Annotated in this window: 16 protein-coding genes; 8 read left to right on the plus strand and 8 right to left on the minus strand. The window is 70.2% G+C overall.

Annotated elements, in window-relative coordinates; translation table 11 throughout:
- The first annotated feature begins 1 nt into the window (after position 1).
- Both OG207_RS07055 and OG207_RS07060 read left to right on the plus strand, forming a co-directional pair.
- Positions 2–1,123 (plus strand): DnaB-like helicase N-terminal domain-containing protein, encoded by a 1,122-nt coding sequence (locus OG207_RS07055; RefSeq protein ID WP_329096864.1) that lies wholly within the window; start codon positions 2–4, stop codon positions 1,121–1,123.
- Positions 1,124–1,186: 63 nt separating this feature from the next.
- The gene (locus OG207_RS07060; protein ID WP_329096867.1) at positions 1,187–2,539 is read left to right on the plus strand and encodes a DUF317 domain-containing protein; all 1,353 of its coding nucleotides are present in this window, start codon (positions 1,187–1,189) and stop codon (positions 2,537–2,539) included.
- A gap of 102 nt (positions 2,540–2,641) precedes the next feature.
- Here the strand turns inward: OG207_RS07060 and OG207_RS07065 are convergent, their stop codons facing one another.
- Genes OG207_RS07065 through OG207_RS07095 form a run of 7 tightly spaced genes read right to left on the minus strand, consistent with a single transcriptional unit; the run spans position 2,642 to position 9,205 of the window.
- The gene (locus OG207_RS07065; RefSeq protein WP_285529634.1) at positions 2,642–3,235 is read right to left on the minus strand and encodes an AAA family ATPase; all 594 of its coding nucleotides are present in this window, start codon (positions 3,233–3,235) and stop codon (positions 2,642–2,644) included.
- A gap of 43 nt (positions 3,236–3,278) precedes the next feature.
- Positions 3,279–3,983 (minus strand): class I SAM-dependent methyltransferase, encoded by a 705-nt coding sequence (locus OG207_RS07070; RefSeq protein WP_329096871.1) that lies wholly within the window; start codon positions 3,981–3,983, stop codon positions 3,279–3,281.
- Positions 3,970–4,929, minus strand: a complete 960-nt coding sequence (locus OG207_RS07075) for a glycosyltransferase family 2 protein (protein ID WP_329096873.1) — start codon at positions 4,927–4,929, stop codon at positions 3,970–3,972. Before OG207_RS07075 ends, OG207_RS07070 begins: the two co-directional genes overlap by 14 nt.
- Entirely contained in the window at positions 4,926–6,122 is a 1,197-nt protein-coding gene (locus OG207_RS07080; RefSeq protein ID WP_329096875.1) for an arylsulfotransferase family protein, read from the minus strand. The genes OG207_RS07075 and OG207_RS07080 overlap by 4 nt, the downstream gene beginning before the upstream one ends.
- A gap of 56 nt (positions 6,123–6,178) precedes the next feature.
- On the minus strand, positions 6,179–6,940 hold the full coding sequence (locus OG207_RS07085; protein ID WP_329096877.1) for a creatininase family protein: 762 nt from the start codon (positions 6,938–6,940) through the stop codon (positions 6,179–6,181).
- 44 nt (positions 6,941–6,984) lie between these two features.
- Entirely contained in the window at positions 6,985–7,932 is a 948-nt protein-coding gene (locus OG207_RS07090) for a hypothetical protein (RefSeq protein ID WP_329096879.1), read from the minus strand.
- 13 nt (positions 7,933–7,945) lie between these two features.
- A complete protein-coding gene (locus OG207_RS07095; protein WP_329096881.1) occupies positions 7,946–9,205 on the minus strand; it encodes a radical SAM/SPASM domain-containing protein in 1,260 nt (419 codons plus the stop codon).
- A gap of 191 nt (positions 9,206–9,396) precedes the next feature.
- Between OG207_RS07095 and OG207_RS07100 the strand changes: the two genes are divergently transcribed.
- From OG207_RS07100 to OG207_RS07110, 3 genes are all read left to right on the plus strand, one after another.
- Positions 9,397–10,719 carry an XRE family transcriptional regulator gene (locus OG207_RS07100; protein ID WP_285529626.1) on the plus strand — a complete coding sequence of 441 codons (1,323 nt, stop codon included), beginning with the start codon at positions 9,397–9,399 and terminating at the stop codon, positions 10,717–10,719.
- A 653-nt stretch (positions 10,720–11,372) separates the two neighbouring features.
- Positions 11,373–11,984 carry a GNAT family N-acetyltransferase gene (locus OG207_RS07105; protein ID WP_329096885.1) on the plus strand — a complete coding sequence of 204 codons (612 nt, stop codon included), beginning with the start codon at positions 11,373–11,375 and terminating at the stop codon, positions 11,982–11,984.
- Positions 11,977–12,519: an NUDIX domain-containing protein gene (locus OG207_RS07110; protein WP_285529623.1), complete on the plus strand. Its 543-nt coding sequence runs from the start codon at positions 11,977–11,979 to the stop codon at positions 12,517–12,519. The genes OG207_RS07105 and OG207_RS07110 overlap by 8 nt, the downstream gene beginning before the upstream one ends.
- Positions 12,520–12,713: 194 nt before the next feature.
- Here OG207_RS07110 and OG207_RS07115 read toward each other — a convergent pair whose 3' ends face one another.
- The gene (locus tag OG207_RS07115; protein WP_329107473.1) at positions 12,714–13,553 is read right to left on the minus strand and encodes a DUF5655 domain-containing protein; all 840 of its coding nucleotides are present in this window, start codon (positions 13,551–13,553) and stop codon (positions 12,714–12,716) included.
- 146 nt (positions 13,554–13,699) lie between these two features.
- Between OG207_RS07115 and OG207_RS07120 the strand changes: the two genes are divergently transcribed.
- The 3 genes from OG207_RS07120 (at position 13,700) to OG207_RS07130 (ending at position 16,873) form a co-directional block, all read left to right on the plus strand.
- The gene (locus tag OG207_RS07120; RefSeq protein WP_329096887.1) at positions 13,700–14,773 is read left to right on the plus strand and encodes a DNA polymerase III subunit beta family protein; all 1,074 of its coding nucleotides are present in this window, start codon (positions 13,700–13,702) and stop codon (positions 14,771–14,773) included.
- Between the two features lie 40 nt (positions 14,774–14,813).
- Entirely contained in the window at positions 14,814–15,467 is a 654-nt protein-coding gene (locus OG207_RS07125; RefSeq protein ID WP_329096889.1) for a hypothetical protein, read from the plus strand.
- A 236-nt stretch (positions 15,468–15,703) separates the two neighbouring features.
- The gene (locus tag OG207_RS07130; RefSeq protein ID WP_329096891.1) at positions 15,704–16,873 is read left to right on the plus strand and encodes an IS630 family transposase; all 1,170 of its coding nucleotides are present in this window, start codon (positions 15,704–15,706) and stop codon (positions 16,871–16,873) included.
- Positions 16,874–17,018 lie beyond the last annotated feature (145 nt).

Raw genomic sequence — 17,018 nt, forward strand, 5'->3', positions numbered from 1 at the left:
ATTGCCCCAACCCAACGTCCCCGACACCGACTTCGACCTGCTCGACGTACCGCCCGCCCCCGCCGTCCACTACGCCGAGCAGGCCCTCCTCGGCGCGCTCCTCCTCGAACCCGACCGCATCAAGACCCTCGGCACCCTGCACCCGGCCGACTTCGCCAACGCCGGGCACCTGGCGGTGTTCCACGCCGTGACCACCCTCACCCCGCCCCCGCCCGACGTCCACGCCAGTAAGCCGGTCTGGCTTACGGCTGTTCTGGAGCACACCCGGCCCGCCGCCCGCGGACTGACCGCCTCCTACCTCCACCAGCTCGTCAGTACCTGCCCCGACCCCGCCCACGCACCGGCGTACGCGGCGATCGTCCGTGCCGGCCATGCCCGCCGGACCCTGACCGCCCACGCCGAACAACTCGTCCACACCGCCGGCGACCCCATGCTGGAAGACCAGCCCACCGCTGCGCTCACCGCCGCCGACACACTCGCAGGCGTACTGGACCACCTCGCCGGCCGGTTCCCCGCCCACTCCAGCCCCCTGCCCCGAACCCCAGCCCCGGCTCACCCCGTCCGCGACCCCGACCACGAGGACGTCCAGGACGAGCGTCTCCTCCTCGCGGCGCTCTGCGCCCGCCCCCGCCCCACCGAGGCCGCACGCTGGCTCCAGCCCGGCGACTTCCTCGACCCCCTGCACGGCCGCCTCTTCGGCTGCCTGCTCAACGTCGCCCGGCGCGGCGACCCCATCGACCCGGTCACCGTGCTGTGGGAAGCCCAGCACCAAGGGCTGATCACCCCCGCCCTGCCCCCGGCCGAACTCCTCGGCATTCTCACCGACGGCCACGGCGTGGCCGCGGAGCACTGGGCGGAGGTCGTCCTGCGGCGCGCCATGCTCGCCCGCGCCCACACCACCGGCCTCACCGTCCTCGCCTACACCCAGGACGACACCAACACCGTCCACCAGCTCCTCGCCGGCACCCGCCGCGCCCTCGCCGACCTCGCCGCAGTCCGCGCCCGCTGGCACCGCGCCACCGACCCCACCCTGCCCAGGACCACCCAGTCCGCAGGCCCGGCCCCACCCCGGGCCGGACCCGTCCCACTCCGTCCTACAGCCACCACGCGGGCCGCCCGCTGACCCATCCGTCCCAGGCTCCGGCCGGCACCCCGCCGGCCGGAGCCGCAACCCCGAAGGCGCTCCATGCCCCAGCCGACACCCGACACCCGCATCCGCTTCGCACTCCACCCCGCCCATCCGCCCGCCGTCACCGCCACCGTGACCGGCCCCAGGAGCGCCGAGGCCCAAGTCGCCCTCGCTGCGCGCGGCTTCCGCGACACCGGCGCAGGCTTCTTGGTGCTCGCCCGCATCGACCGCGAGGAGCCCTACTACACCCAGCAGGCCGCCCAGGAGCTCCAGCACGACTACGACGTCGGCATCGAGCCCGCCCTTCAAGAAGAGATCGACACGGAGTGGGCCTGGGGCGACCACCCTATGACCCACCTGACCCGCGAGGAGATCCGACAGGTCAGCGCCACCGCGCAGCAGATCCACGACGACATCGCCGCCGGCCGCCTCAAGATCCACCTCCATGCCCACGACGGATGGACCACCGTCGCTGTCGGCACCTACACCGACGGCCACAGCGTCCACCTCCACGGCGAGGACCACCTACGGCAGTTCGCCCTCGTGTACGACAACGAAGCCGAAGCTGTCGCCGAGTTCCACCGCCTCCACTCCGTCGCCGTACGCCCAGGACCCGCACCCGCCACCGACACCGAACTCGCCGCCGCAGCAGCCCACACCCCGCCCGCCCCGCACCGCGCTCCCGCCAACCACGACAGCCAGGCCACGGTGCGGGAGGCCCCTCCTGCTGCCAGGGTTCACACAGCCGACCCGCGCGTCGGCGAGGCACTACTGGAGTCCTTCTTCGAGACCAACCCCGACTGGTGGAAAGTGAGGACCTGGTCGGACGAGGCCACCGTCGCCTGCCACGAATCCCTGGCCATGCGCGTCGAGTTCGACCACGAGGCACGGCACCGAGGGGACGTCGCCTGGACGGTCGCCGTCTACGACTCCCCGGTCGGCGAACGCCTCTGGCACGCAACCGCCAGCGCCACCACACCCATCGACCTCGTCCAGACCCTGCTGGGCAGCCTCACCTCGAACGAGCCGCGGTGGGGCCCGCCGCCCACCGGCGGTGCCCTGCGGCCGATCGATGCCACCCGCACCTTGTTGGAAGCCCGCTGGACGCAGACCAGCAGCGCCCGGTACGTGGCCTGGCAGGCCCCGGATGGCAGCTCCAGCCTGCACCTCAACACCTACGCCGCCGAAAACCCGGCAAGCCAGCTACACGCCTGGAGCATTATCGGCGGCACCGACCCCAACCGCCCCTACTGGGCCATCGACCTCTCCGCTGCGGTGACCCCCGACATCCTCGCCCACCTCACCGACCACCTCGCCGCTTGTGCACCCCCAGCACCGCGCCGAACGGGCACACCTTCGCTGCCCGCCACCCCCACGGCCACGACTCCAACGCGCCCCCGGCGTCACTGACAGGTCATCCGCGCCGCCGACATCGGCACGAACACGTCAAGCCAGCCCGCCCAACGGCACCTCGGCCACGGGCTCCCAGCTCATGCGCCACCCTCGGTGCTGTCACGCGGGCAGTGTGCCCGAGCCCGGCCCCGGGGCGGCTGGCCGCAGTAGAAATCCCCGGATCTCTGCCATGTCGGGCGCGTAGCCGTCAGAGGTGTCCACCAGCAGTTGCGGGACGGTCAGGCTGATGGGGACGAAAGCGTCGGGGTCGTAGAAGCCGGCCTCCATGTCGGCGAGCAGGGCCTTGTCGCCATGGGCGGCCCGGTGGCTGTCGTGGCGGGCACGGTCGGTGATGCGCCGGGCGATGGTGGATGCGGCGGTGGTGCACCGGATGACCCGGAGGTCGGCGAACTCCGTGAGCGGCTCCAGTCCGGGGCGCCAGAGGCGGTCTTGGAAGGCGGCTTCGGCAACGACGGTCGAGCCCGCCCGGAGGAGGACGGTGATCGTCGCGAAGAACGCTTCCAGGGCGGGGATGTTGAGGGGGTCGTCGCCGTCGGGGTCGTGCCCGGGATGGTTCATGACCATGCCCTGCTTGATCTCGTCACGCAGGATCGCGGGGCAGCCCAGGTGCTCGGCGAGTTCCCGGGCGAGGGTGGTTTTGCCGGTCGCTGGTGGGCCGCTGACCACGGCCAGGAGCGGGGTTCGGACGGGCACGGGTGGACTCCGAAGATGATCGTTGAGGCGGATGGCGCTGAACCTAGGTTCCAGGGTGCCGTTTACTGAGCCGGACGGCCATGAAGCCAGGCTGGCAGGCCAGTTTCTCGTGCTCGGCCGGGTGATGACGGGCCATCGACGGAAGAGGCTGGTGTTCAACGAGGCGGTCGAGGGTGAGTCCGGCTGCGGTGAACTCGTCGAGCCACGCCTGGAGGGGCTGATGCCAGTAACGGTGTGTCATGCCGTTCGACCAGGTCTCCTCTATGAAGCCGCTGGTGAAATAGCTGCCGCCCCGGGCGAGCCAGTCCGCTGCGGGGTGGCTGGTCGAAATGACGATCTGCCCGCTGGGTCGCAGGACGCGGGCAAGTTCCCGCAACGTGCTGACCCGGTCGGGGAGGTAATGGAGAACCAGGGTGAGCAGGACGATGTCGAACTGCTCGTCGTCTGCCCAGGTGAGGGGCTCGGTCAGGTCATGCTGACGGAGTCTTGCGAGGGAGCCGAGGCGCTGGGCGGCGAGGCGGACCATGTCGGCGCTCTGGTCGATGCCGACGGGGCGGGCGCCGCGGGCGGCGAGCTCGGACAGGTACAGGCCGGGTCCGCAGCCGGCGTCCAGGATGTCGAGGCCGTTAACGTCGCCGATCAGGCCGAGGACGGTGGGGCGGTCGTAGTGGGCGTTGTAGGCGCTGACGGCAGCCTCGCGGGCGAAGGTCTCCGCGAAGCCGTCGTACGGGGCGTCACCGGCCTGCATGCGTCACCGCCGGTCGGAGAGTGAGGGTCCGGCTGCTTTGTCGGGCGGGTGCGGCCGGGGTGAGGGGGAGGAGCCGGCCAAGGAGGTCGCGGTCCGGTGAGCGGCGCTCGGTGAAGGTGGCGTGAAGCTGGCGGACGGCGTGTTCGTAGACGTGGGGCGGGACGTCCAGGCTGTGGGCGATGAGGGTGTCGAGGCGCTGGTCGAAGTGGCGGAACCAGTCCCGGTATTCCTCGGCGCGGCCGGTCGCGGCGGGCCAGCGGTCGTAGAGGAGGGTACGTGCCCGGGTGAACGGGGTCGGGGTGGACTGGTAGGCGGTGTGGACGGCGCCGGGCACAGGTACCTGGTGGTAGACGCTGGTGATGGTGTCGAGGCGGGCGAAGCGGTGACCGGCCGCGCGGAGGGCGAGGAAGAAGTCCCAGTCCTCGCAGTGGTGCAGCGTCTCGTCGAACCGGCAGGGGCTGTCGGCCGGGTTGCGGGTGACGACGGAGCCCGTGTGGATGGTGTTGGCGACGGAGAGGAAGGCCGGGTCGAACGCGTAGTCCTTGCACGGCAGGTGGCCCCGGTCGCGCGGCAGGTCCTCGATCCAGGTGGGACTGACGAGGGCCTGGCCGTAGACGGTGTCGACCCGGCGGGTGCGCAGCGCGTCGGCCGCGGCCTGGAGGTGGTGGGGCAGGAAGACGTCGTCGTCGTCGAGGAGGGCGATGTGGTCGCCCTGCGCGACGGCGATGGCACTGTTGCGGGCGTGGGAGACGCCGTGCGGGGTGTCGGATTCCAGGAGGCGGATGGGTATCTCGCGCTGCCAGCGGTCGATGACCGGCTCGACGGTGTGGCCGCCGTCGCGGACGACGATGACCTCGAAGTGCCGGTAGGTCTGGCGGGCGACGCTGCGCAGGGCGCGGTGGAGCGGTCCGGGGCGGTCGCGGGTGGGGATGATCACACTGATCACAGGGGGCTCCGTACGGTCTGGACGAGCTGGCAGCAGACGCGGGATTGGGTCAGGGTGCGAGCGGGCCGGTCCCCGGTCCCCAGGTGGCTGGCGGCGGCACCGGGGATGGCGGAGAGTCGGTAGAACTCCGCGCGGGAGCTAGCGCCCGTGGTGCTGGTGGAGACCTGGACCTGCCACCGTTTGCGGCCGTCGCGGTCGACGATCAGCGCGCGGCCGGCCTGGGCGTCGCTGATGAGGACCGTGCCGTCGGCCAGGCGCTCGCACCCTCCGGCCATCTCGCAGAACAGGCCGGGCTCGTACTCCCAGACGACGGCCCGGGCGACAGGTTCGATCTCCAGGATGCGGGAGCGGCCGGTGCGGCGGCCGTTGTCGAAGACGAGGATGGTGCCGTCGGGCTGGGCGGAGGGCTGGTGCTGGCCGGACAGCTCACGGGGACCCCACCACCAGCGCACGGCGCGGGCGCGGAGGTCGAGGATGGCGATGAGGTCGAGGTCGCGCAGCGAGACCAGGACGTCTCCGGCCGCCCACAGGCCGGCCGGATGGGCGTGGGTGAGGATTTCGAGGGTGTTGGTGTGCAGGATGTCGCTGGGCGAGCCGGACCGGGAGCGCAGCAGGCGGGAGATGTCGCGGCCGCGCCGCCAGCCGTTCGGGCCTTCCAGCCGCGGGGCGAGGGCGGCGGTGTCTGCGGTCCGGCCGGCGTCGCGGTGGCGGTCGATCGCGTCGGTGATCAGCGTGGCCAGGGCCGGGTCGGTGGTGAGGATCTCGTAAAGGGAGTGCGCGTCGCGCAGCTGGCCGTCGGGGCCGAGGACGGTGATGGAGTTGTCGAGCAGGACGTGGGAGCCGCCGGTGCAGGGCACCGGGCGGGGCTCTTCGGTCAGGACGTAGATCTCGCCGCGGGGGGCGAGAGCGAGGTCGTGGTGGGCCGGGAGGTCGGCGCGCCAGGTGAGGGTGGAGTCCGGGGCGAGCTTGAGCAGGGCGTGCAGCGGCACGATCGCGAACAGGGATCCGTCCGGGGCGACTTCGACGTGGTTCCAGCCGCGGAGGTAGGACGGCGGGCTGGTCTCGATGTCAGGCTGGCCGATCGGGCTGGACCAGGCATGGACGATCCGGGCGCGGTCGTCGATGACGGCCGCGAACGGCCTCGGGTAGGAGGCGGAGGGCGAGAACACGAACAGCTCGTTGCCGAGGGACATGGGTGTCGGTCTCCTTCGGGAGAGCCCCCGGGCCGGGCCCGGGTAGCGGCCTGGGTTCAGGACGGCAGGGGCATGGTGAACTCGCGCAGGACGGCGTCGGCGAGCTGCGCGGCGACCTGGTCGGCGACCCGCTCGCCGAGCTCCGGGCCGGCGTGGGCAGCGGTGTAGACGATGCCGGTGCTCGTGGTGGTGTCGGCCGGCTGCGGGTAGAGGTGGTAGCTGATCCGGCGGGGCTGCTCGGTGCCGCCATCGGCGGGCAGCCGGTCAGGGCGGACGGCGTGCGGGCTGATGTGCATGACGAGGCTGGACTCGACCATCCCGGCGTGGTGGTCGTCCGCGCGGGCGGTCCCGGTCTCGTCAGCGAGAGCGTTGCGGAAGTCCTCGCCCACGACGTCCCACCAGTTCACGATCATCACCCGCGCGCCGGGGACGTGTTCGGTCAGGTGGCGGGCGGCCTCGCACAGGAACGCGATGTTGTCGATGGCCGAGTTCAGCAGGATCAGGCGCCGGTAGCCGTGGCGGGCCAGGGCAGTGAGGATGTCGGTGACCAGGGCGGTGAAGGTGGCGCCGGTGATGCTGATGACGCCGGGGAAGGCGCCGCCCAGGCGCTGGCCGGGCGTGGCCACGCCGTAGCCGAGGGTCGGGGCGACGTGCCCAGCGACGGCGGCGGCGAGGCGGTGGGCGAAGTGGTCGCTGATCATGGTGTCGGAGCCGAGCGGGAGGTGCGGGCCGTGCGGTTCCAGGGCGCCGACGGGGAGGATGACGTGGGTGTCGGGGCCCGGGTTCAGGTCGGGCCAGGTCATGTCGCCGATGAGCACGAGAACACTTCCTTCCGGGAGCGGGATCGGGCGGGCTGGCGGGGTCAGGCGTCGGTCCAGCCGAGGCTGGGGACCGTGGAGGGGCGCAGGGGGCCAGCGATCTGCAGGTTGAGGAAGTCCTCCTTGTTGCCGCACCCGCCCCGGGCCGCGCACGGCGCCCACGGTTCGGGGCGCAGCGGGAGGTCGAAGCCGGGGCCCAGGACGCTGCCCAGCGGGGGCTGCTCCTGGGAGGAGTAGTTGGAGCAGCGGTAGGCCTGGCCGTGGATGTCGATGAACGCCGTGTCGTGGCCGGCGCGGCAGAGCATTCCCCGGCAGGAAGTGATCCCGACCAGGGCGGCTTCGGCCAGGGCCCGGTTCCCTCCGAGAGCGGCCAGCGTGTCCAGGGCGTCGGAGCTTTGAAGGACCGGAACAGCGGCGGACGGGTCCTGGACGGCTGCGGTCGGGTCGTAGCCGAGGTCGACGTTGAACCGCAGGCCGGCGGCGACGGCAGCGTCCCGGGCGCGGGCCACGGCCTCCGCGTTGCTCTCGAACAGCAGGGTGTTGACGACCACGAAGCAGCCGTAGCGCTCCTGGGCGAAGGCCGCGGCCTTGATGAACCGCTCCAGGTCGACCTGCCCGTCGTGCCAGGTCAGCCAGAGCGACAGCTTGCCGAGGTTCGCGTCCGCTTCGAGCTTGGGCAGCCGCCTGGGCAGCAGGATCGCGTTGGAGAGCAGCTCGACGTACTCGACGTCGCTCTGCCGGGTCAGCCAGGCCGCCCTCTCCAGGAAGAAGGTGCTCGCGAACGGCTCGCCGAGGGTGCCCAGACGGACCTTCACCGGGTAGGGGCGGGTCCCGATCCAGGTCACGACCTGCTCGTAGACGTCGCGGTCCTCGGGGTTCTTCCAGTCGTAGCGGTTGCTCATGGCCCACTCGCCGATGGACACGCATCGTTCGCAGGACAGGTTGCACAGCCGCTGGCCGGCCACGTACCAGATCCGTACGGGCGTTTTCATGATGGATCGCCTCCTATCCGAAGGTCGCGATCGGGCGGAAGTCCCGGCCGGGGAAGTCGGGCAGCTGGTTGTGGCAGCGCCGGCACAGGAAGTCGTCCGGGGCCGTCTCGACGCCGAAGACCTTGCGGCGCAGCGAGACCGCTCGCTCGCTCGCCATCAGCTCGTCGATCGAGCCGTCCCGGACGTGGCCGAAGGTCTCGCGCTGGTAGTAGTCGTTGCAGCAGAGGAACAGGTCGCCGGCGACCGATATGTTGACGTGCTGCACCGGCCAGCCGCAGCCGGTCAGCCGCCCCGCCACGTGGACGTCCTGGGCGTACTCGCCGCCCAGCTCACCGGCCCGATCGCAGATCAGGCTCGGATACACCTCGGCGCCAAGCGGTGTGAAGTGCCGCTCCACGCCCTCCAGATTCCGCTTCAGGCGCGCGCCGACCCCGTTGACGACGACCTGCACCGGCAGGCCGGCCGCCAGGGCCGCCTCCGTGTTACCCATCGTGTGCCGGAAGTGTCGCGAGCCGGTGAGGACGTTGAACTCCGTCTCCTCGGCGGAGGGGATGTTGACGATCAGGTGCTTGAGCACCCCGGTCCGCTGGAGCGCGGCGATCTTGTCCGCGGTCAGCGCGGAGGCGTTCGAGTACAGGGCCAGCGGCATCCCGCGGGCGGCCAGGGCCTCCAGCCGCTGGACGAAGTGCCGGTCGAGGGTGGGCTCGTTGAAGAACTGGAAGGTCACGTACTGGGCGCCGGCCGCGGCGAGCTTGCCGATGATCTCCTCGAACAGGGGCATCGGCATCGTGCGGCGCGGCTTCGGGTCGGTAGCGACCGGGCAGGAGACGCAGCCCCAGTTGCAGTGCGCGGTCACCTCGATCTCACCGGAGACCAGGCGGTACTCCCGGCACAGGCGACCGGGATCCTGCAGCCACCCCCGGTCAGCCGCCGCGGAAACCCGGCCGGCCCCGAAGCGGGTCACGAGCTCGCCGGTCGCGCGGGGGCCGGAGGCGGCGTAGCGCAGGAGGCCGAGGACCTCGGCGTCGTCCTGCCACACGATCGCCCGGTCCAGTCCCACGAGCCCGAACACGGCCGTCGGCGGAGGGGGCGGCCCGGTGGGGGCCTCGGGCCCGGAGGTGTCGGTCAGGTACACCAGGTGCGGGTCGGCACCGGGCCGGACGCTGGAGAGGTACGGACAGGTCTGCAGCATCGGTTCCGGACTCCGCCCGGCACGGCAGCCGGCCTCGGCCATCACCAGGCGCGTCGGGCGAGGAGCCGGGGAACGGGGCATGACGATGTCTCCCTTCGGAGCATGCGGGAACGAGACGGACGCCGGGCCTTGTACGGCCGGGCAGGTATCCGCTCGGAGGATCGAGCTTCGAGCACACGTGCCCCAGACGCGACGGCTTGGCGGGGGTCCCGCCGGGGGTCCCGCTCGCGGAACCCCTCCCAGGCAGCCACGGACGGTGCTTGACTGACTACGTGACCGAGTGCACTCACCCGCTGGCCCACCAGCGCGCGTCCAAGGGCCTGACCCGGGTCGACCTCGCGAAGCTCATCTGCGCGGCGGCCGAGCGACGCGGCCTGCGCTCGGGCACCGACAAGCACCGAATCCGCAAGTGGGAAGTCCTCGGGGTCACCCCGGAGGCCGAGACCCAGCTCTACATCGCGGAGGCCTTGGAGCTCCCCCTCGATCTGGTCGACTCGGCTGCCTGGCCGCATTGGCTGCCCGCGGGGGACGGGGGCGTTGTGCCTCTCGGACCGTCCAGCACCGTCATCGCACTGCGAGAGGCCCTCAACACCGCCATGGAACCACTGGAACGCCGTACCTTCCTCACCATCTCCGGGACAGCGCTCACCGCGCTCGCCGCGGCCTGGGCCACCGGGCCCGGGAGCTCTCTCGCAGTGCAGCTGGGGGGAGAGAAGCTGGTCGGCGAGGAGACGGTGACCGTCCTGGAGGACATCAGCCGGCAGCTCAACAGCCTGGTCACCGAGCAGCGCCAGCACGTCTCCGCCCTGCTGGACGCCCACCTCAAGACTGTCACCGACCTCATCGACGGCGGCCGCTACAACAAGGCCACCGGCCTACGCCTCCACACCCTGGCCGCCTCCCTCGCGCAGACCGTGGCCTGGCACCGCTTCGACCACGGCCACCACACCGCCGCCGGCAAACTCTGGATCGCCGGCCTCCACAGCGCCCACGCCACCGGCGACCCCGACCTCGGAGCCGCGATGCTCGGCGACCTCGCCTACCAGGCCGCCTGGCGCAAGGACCACACCACCGCCACCGGAATCCTCCGACAGGCCCTCAAACGCGCCCAGCACCCCGCGGCCCGCTCCCTCCTCCACCTCCGTCTCGCCCGCACCCTCGCCGCGAAACAGGACAAGCAAGCCGCCCTGCGGGCCCTCGAAGCGGCCGAGCACCACTTCGGGGCCTCGTCCGGCCGGCCACTGCCGGCCTGGTGCTCGTGGCTGTCCGAAGCCGACCTCGCTGTCGACTCCGGCCAGGCCCTCCTCGATCTCGGAGACGCCCGCCGCGCCCACCAGCTCATCACCGAGGGCCAAGACCTCCTGCCCGACTCCCGAGCCAAAACCCGCGGCGTCTTCCTGGCGTACGAGGCGGCCAGCCACCTCCAACTCAAGGAACCCGAACTCGCCGCCCACGCAGCCGGAGAAGCACTCACCCTCTCCCGCCGCATCGGCGCCCCGCGCTGCGAACGGCTCGTCCAGGACCTCGTGCCGGACTTCCAGCGTTACCGTGCTGCTGACGGCGTCCCCGCCTTCCTCGCCCTCGCCGCGGCCTAAAGCCGCCGGACACCCGGCAGCCCACACCGCCAGGCGCTCCCGCCGGAACGGGTTCCTGCCCGATGCCTGCACGCCGGAGTCCCACCGCCCGTCGCGGGCGGCGCCGGACTCGCTCAGACCGGCCACGCCAGAAGACAACCCACCGCACGACCTGGTGGTGCCGGTTCCCGACAAGCACACACAGGAGCCGGATCAGAGCCGAGTCAAATCCCCCTGCGCGCAACCCATTTGCGCATCACGCACACACCCTCGACCGAACGTAACCCTGTGGCCACCGTGAGCACGCGGAGTTCCCGAAGGAAGCAGCCATGCGCGCCCAGGTACCGGACTGGAACTCCCCCGCGCACGGAACCTCCGCGACAGGTGGCGTCGGCGGCCTGCTCCCTTGGGCCCGGCAGCAGCACGGGTGGCTCCAGACCGATCTGGGCAAGGCAGTCCAGCAAGGGCAGGGGGCTACGTCTCTGGCTACCTCAGCCCGCCACATTCCACCGTTGAACCGGTGCCATGCATCCGCAGTCCCCGTAGTCGCACCGCTCCCGGTGCGAGCAGTCGCTGCCTGGCCACCACATGGTCGCCGCGGAAAACGGGCCGCGCTGGCAGCCTTCGCACCAGTACGCTCCTGCGCCTGTCCGCTGCAGAACGGAACCGTACCTGTGAGCCTCACCAGCGCCCGCCTGACCCTTCGAGTCCCGGAAGAATGCGACATCGACTGGATCACGGCCGAACTCCAGGACCCGGAGATCCAGCGCAACACCACCGTCCCCAGCCCCTATGCACGACGCGACGCCGAGCAGTTCGTGGCCAGCACACGCGAGCGGGGCGACAACACCACGTTCGTCGTCACCATCACCGCCACCGGCGGCCCTGCTGGAGTGATCAGCCTCCATCAGCGCCCCAAGCACGCACCCTCGATCGGATACTGGATCGGCAAGTCCGTCCGCGGCCAGGGCATCGCGACCGAGGCCGTCATCCGGATCTGCCGCTGGGGTTTCGAAGACCTCGATCTCCCGATCATCACGTGGATGGCCCGCGTCGGAAACGACGCCTCCCGCGCCGTCGCCCTCAAGGCCGGATTCCAGATGGAAGGCATCCTCCGCCTGCGCGTCACCTCACAGGGCCGCCTCCGCGACTGCTGGCCGGATCGCTCCTCCCTGAAGAGTTCACCCCGAACGCCAGGTAGAGGACCGCTTCACGCCCAGGGGCGGGCGGGGATGCTGCCGCCCCCACATGCCACCGATTTGACCGACGAGGAGCACGATGCCTGAGAACACCGCCGGCTTAGGACGCAGATACGCCTCCCACTACGCCGACGTCCACCTCCTGCTCCGCCGCGGCGACGAAATCCTCATGAGCCAGCGCCGACAACAGCGGGTATTCCCTGGCATGTGGCAGATCCCGGCCGGGCTCATGGAGGAACACGAACCCGCCCGTGCGGCGGCCGCCCGCGAATTCGCCGAGGAAACCAGCGCCACCGTCGACGCCAGCCACCTGCGCTTCGTGCACCTCATGCACCACGTCTCCACTGGCTCCGGTTCCCAAAGGATCGCGTTCTTCTTCGAAGCCAACCGCTGGCACGGCAACATCGCCAACCCCGAGCCGGACAAATGCGAAGGATGGCAGTGGCGCAAAACCACCTGCCTGCCCCAACCGCTTCCGCCCTACCTCTCTGCAGCGCTCCAGCACATCGCCGCCGGCACCATGTACAGCGAGTACGCCTGGCCCGATACCGCCGGCCCGGGCTCAGCCTTTCATCCGGCGGGCCGAGCCCAGGCGGAACCCGATGTGTCCGTACTCGAATAGGGCCAGGCCAGCGGTTCATCACGACCCGGCGCTGCCGCCAGACGGCCGACGTATAACAGGTGATTCCCCGGTTAGCCAAAGCGGGGAATCGCCGCGACATTGCATACCCACCGCCACTCGACTATCCGCACCGCCGAAGGGCCTACACGACGCCCCAGACCCACAACGACAGAATTCCGCAGATCCGTTCACGCTCACGCTGCGGCATAGCTCATCCGGAACAGCTCCTGGGCGCGCTCAAGGTCGCGCTCGGTATGCAGGCGTACCTCCAGGTTGCCCGTGCCGTGGTGGCCGAGCCCCGTCACGTCCCGGCTGAACCCGGGGACGAGCGCGACCTCGTCCGGGCTGGCCTTGAGGTAAACCAGCAGCCTGCTCTTCCGCGGGCAGACACAGGCGAAGTTCTGCAGCCGCTGGTAGGCGGTGTAGGTCTGGTTCTCGACCTTGGTGACGCCCTCGCCGAGTCCCAGCAGCACCTCGTCGACCGCCGCTGCCAGCTCGCCCATCGCCCCGTCCGACCGCTCGGCACGCTTCCCCCGAGCCGTGCCCCAGCCGCGCCCCGCCCGCGCCGGCGTACGGGTCCCGCCTGCCGAGGCGACGGTCTCCAGGCCGAAGTGCTCGTCGCCGAAGATCCGGTAGCGCACCAGGTCGATGGAGTGCCGGTGCTCGCGGACCGCGTGCAGGTCGTAGCGCGTGAAATCGCCAGCCACGCAGATCAACCTCGGCGCGCTCCACCGCACCCGGGCCGCGGCCTGCGCGCCGAGCCGGTCGCGGACCAGGCGCCGGAAGGCATCCCGGTGATCCATCAACCAGGCCAGGTAGAACAGGCCCTGGTTGATCACACCCGCATCAGTCGAACGCTTGTACTCAACAATCACCGGGGCGCTGTTCTCGTCGATACCCAGTGAGTCGATCCGGCCGCCGTGTACCGGCCCGGTGCTGTACTCACTTGCCAGGAAGCGTACCCCGAGCATGGCCTCCATGTGGGCCTCAACGAGGTCCTGCACCTCGGCCTCTTCATCGGCCAGCCGCGGCATGACCTCGGTCACGCCGCCCTTAGTGGTCGAGTTCGGAAGTCCTTCGGGGGTTGACGCTGAGGAAGCTCCCGTGCCAGGTGGTGGCGTGGAACGCGGTCGAGGTGCGAGTTGACCTTCAAGTTGGATGAAGGTCAACAATCGGGTCCATGGATGGCACCGCGGAACTACTGAGCATCAGCGCCTTCGCGCGGCGAGTGGGTCTCGCTCCGAGCGCCTTGCGTTTCTACGACGACTGCCGCGTTCTGCGGCCGGCGTGGGTTGACGGGACGACCGGATACCGCTTCTACAGTCCTGCTCAGGAGGCCCGTGCCGCTCTCCTGCGCAGTCTGCGAGAAGCGGGACTGCCGCTGGCCGAGGTCACCGTGGTGCTCGACGGGCCTGAGCGTGAGGGCCGGAAGGTGCTGGAGCGGCACCTGGAGAGGATGCGGGATCAGACGCAGACAGCCAAGGCTGCCATCGCGGTGGCTCTGCGTTCCCTCTCGACTGCCGACATCATGACGGAAGCGCGAATCGGCGGCGTGGAGTTGGCCAGTGCGGTACGCCAGGTGGTGCCAGCCGCAGCCGCCGACGGGGAACACCCTGCGCTGGGTTGCGTCCTCATCGAGATCGAGGACGGCGAGGTCCGTCTGGTGGCTACCGATCGCTACCGCCTGTCGATGCGCGTCCTGAGGCCGGAGGCACTCGACGGAGGGCCCCGCCGCCTGCTGATGCACGCCGCTGACCTGATCGAGTTCGGGCAATGGGCGGCGCGAGTCCACCAGGTCACTATCCAGGTCGGACCGGACGGGGCCCGAGCACGCAGTACGTCAGAGTCCCGTGCCTTGGTGACGGTCGATGACCTGTTCCCTGCCTACCGCGAGATGCTCTCGGCCCTGGCCTCGCCCGAATACCGCGTGATCGTGGATCGCCTGGCCCTGCGTGACGCGGTCAACAGCCACGCAGACGCTCCACACATCGCTCTGAGCTTCGCCGACGACGAGCTGGTCGTCTCGCTTGCCAATCACTCCAACGCCATCACCCTGCCTGCGGTCTGCCATGAAGACCTGCCCCAGCGGATCGGTTTCGACCCTGCCGTCATGGCTCCCGCTCTGGAGGCCAGTGTCGGGCCCGACGTTCTGCTGGAGATCTCCTCCGTAGACCAACCTGTCGTGGTGCGTTCCGCAGACCAGGGCAGCTTCACCACGCTGGTCATGCCCGTCGCCCTCAACACCTCCAGCTGACGCTTCCTCAACACCGCACCCTCATAACCTCAGGAGAACCGTGACCGACCCCGAGAACATCGTCGTGCAGTTGTGCGTGCAGGGTATGCAGGCCGAGGCCGAAGGGCGAGATGTCCGAGCACGGGAGCTGTTCCTTCAAGCGTGGGAAGCGGCCGAGGACGACTACGACGCCTGCATCGCCGCGCACTACCTCGCCCGGCACCAGCCGACCCCGCAGGAGACCCTGCACTGGAACCAGGAGTGCCTGACCCGGGCCGACAAGGTCGGCGACGACCGTGTCCGCGGCTTCTACGCCTCACTTCACGGCAACATGGCCCGAGCCCACCGGGACCTGGGCCAGATCGAGCAGGCCCGCGAACACTTCGAGGCCGCGGCCAAGCTCATCGACGACGTCCCAGCAGGCCCCCACCAGCAATGGCTCCGCTACCGCATCGCCGCAGGACTGCGTGCCACCGCCCCGGCTGGACCACAGCAGCACGAAGACCCGGTCGGTGAACTCCTCGCCAAGCTCTGCGCACGCACGGACCTCGAAGCCCTGAGCCTGCTGCTGCCTCCGTACATGGGCAGCCTCGGCACCCCCGAGGACGAGGAGGGCATCACCTTCGCCCTGCGCATGCTCCATGCCGAGCGTCGCCTTCCCGACGAAGAGCAGACCGCCCTCAGTCACGCGATCAAAGTCCGGTCCGCCGCGTGAGTGCCCCCGCTCCTTGGTGACGCGCGCGTAGGCAACCGGCCGCCATCCGCGGTGCCGACGGACCTTCAACGATCACGACGGCCCTCCGACCTCACGGTCGGTGGGCCGTCACACGTGCCAGTCACTATCCGCTCTTCCTGCCTCCTCGAAGATCCAATGGAGGGGAAGGAAGAGCGGGGGACAGCCGAAATCGCTCAGGCCTATCAGCCTGCCGCAGGGTCCAGGGGGACGGGGACTTGTCCATACGCGCTGCCGTGGCGGTGGTGTTGACCGCCGCCGAGCGCCACCGACTGAAGAAGATGGCTTACGGTCACAAGACTCCACACCAAGCCCGGCAGCGTGCCGCAGTCGTCCTCCTTGCGGCACGTGGCCGGGGTAATGCCAGGATCGCCGCCGAGACCCAGCTGCACGTGGACACGGTCAGGACCTGGCGCGGCCGGTTCGCCCACGGCGGGCTGCCGGCTCTGGCCGACCGCAAGCGCTCCGGGCGCCCCGCACGTTTCACCCCTGTGCAGGTCGCCGAGGCCAAGGCGCTGGCTTGCCAGTTACCCGCCGAGACCGGCGTACCGCTGTCGCGTTGGTCCTGTCCGGAGCTGGCCGCCGAGCTGACCGCGCGAGGTATCACCGACACCATCTCCGCATCCACTGTGCGCCGCTGGCTGCGCGAGGACGCGCTCAAGCCCTGGCAGTACCGGTCCTGGATCTTCATCCGCGACCCGGACTTCCGGGCCAAGGCCCAGCGCGTCCTGGACCTGTACGCCCGTACCTTCGAGGGCGTCCAGCTGGGCCCGGACGAGTACGTCGTCTCCAGCGACGAGAAGACCTCCGTCCAGGCCCGCTGCCGCTGCCATCCGACCCTGGCCCCGGGCCGGGCCCGGGCGATGCGCGTCAACCACGAGTACGGGCGCGGCGGCGCGCTGGCCTACTTGGCCGCCTACGACGTCCACCGCGCAAAGGTCTTCGGTCGCTGCGATCTCAAGACCGGCATCGTGCCCTTCATGACCTTGGTCCAGCAGGTCATGACCCGAGAGCCCTACGCCAGCGCGAAACGCGTCTTCTGGATCGTAGACAACGGCTCCTCCCACCGGGGGAAGAAGGCCATCAACCGTCTGACCAAGGCGTTTCCGAACGCGGTCATGGTCCACACCCCTGTACACGCCTCCTGGACAAACCAGATCGAGATCTTCTTCTCGATCGTCCAGCGCAAGGTCGTCCAACCCAGCGACTTCACGGACCTGAGCCAGGTCCGGGACCGGCTCCGAGCGTTCGAAGACCGCTACAACGCCACGGCACAGCCGTTCCAGTGGAAGTTCACCACCTCCGACCTGGACGATCTGCTGGCCCGGCTCGACCGACACGCACCCGCCGACCGACAAGAAGAATCCTCCGTCGCCCTGGCAGCCTGATCAACCCCCGAAGGACTTCCGAACTCGACCACTTAGTGCTGAACAGCTTCAGCCCCGACACCTCCCCCTCCGCCGACCTGCCCCAACGCACAGAGCCTTGAGACTATTTCCGGCTCTGGCTAGGTGCTATCGGATTTCATTGGTC

The organism is Streptomyces sp. NBC_01439 (assembly GCF_036227605.1).
Taxonomy (GTDB): Bacteria; Actinomycetota; Actinomycetes; order Streptomycetales; family Streptomycetaceae; genus Streptomyces.

Bases quoted from the DNA above. Each gene is read 5' to 3' on its own strand.
- OG207_RS07060 (WP_329096867.1), top strand. From the start codon at position 1,187: ATGCCCCAGCCGACACCCGACACCCGCATCCGCTTCGCACTCCACCCC.
- OG207_RS07070 (WP_329096871.1), bottom strand. From the start codon at position 3,983: ATGCAGGCCGGTGACGCCCCGTACGACGGCTTCGCGGAGACCTTCGCC.
- OG207_RS07080 (WP_329096875.1), bottom strand. From the start codon at position 6,122: ATGTCCCTCGGCAACGAGCTGTTCGTGTTCTCGCCCTCCGCCTCCTAC.
- OG207_RS07090 (WP_329096879.1), bottom strand. From the start codon at position 7,932: ATGAAAACGCCCGTACGGATCTGGTACGTGGCCGGCCAGCGGCTGTGC.
- OG207_RS07095 (WP_329096881.1), bottom strand. From the start codon at position 9,205: ATGCCCCGTTCCCCGGCTCCTCGCCCGACGCGCCTGGTGATGGCCGAG.
- OG207_RS07110 (WP_285529623.1), top strand. From the start codon at position 11,977: ATGCCTGAGAACACCGCCGGCTTAGGACGCAGATACGCCTCCCACTAC.
- OG207_RS07115 (WP_329107473.1), bottom strand. From the start codon at position 13,553: ATGCCGCGGCTGGCCGATGAAGAGGCCGAGGTGCAGGACCTCGTTGAG.
- OG207_RS07120 (WP_329096887.1), top strand. From the start codon at position 13,700: ATGGATGGCACCGCGGAACTACTGAGCATCAGCGCCTTCGCGCGGCGA.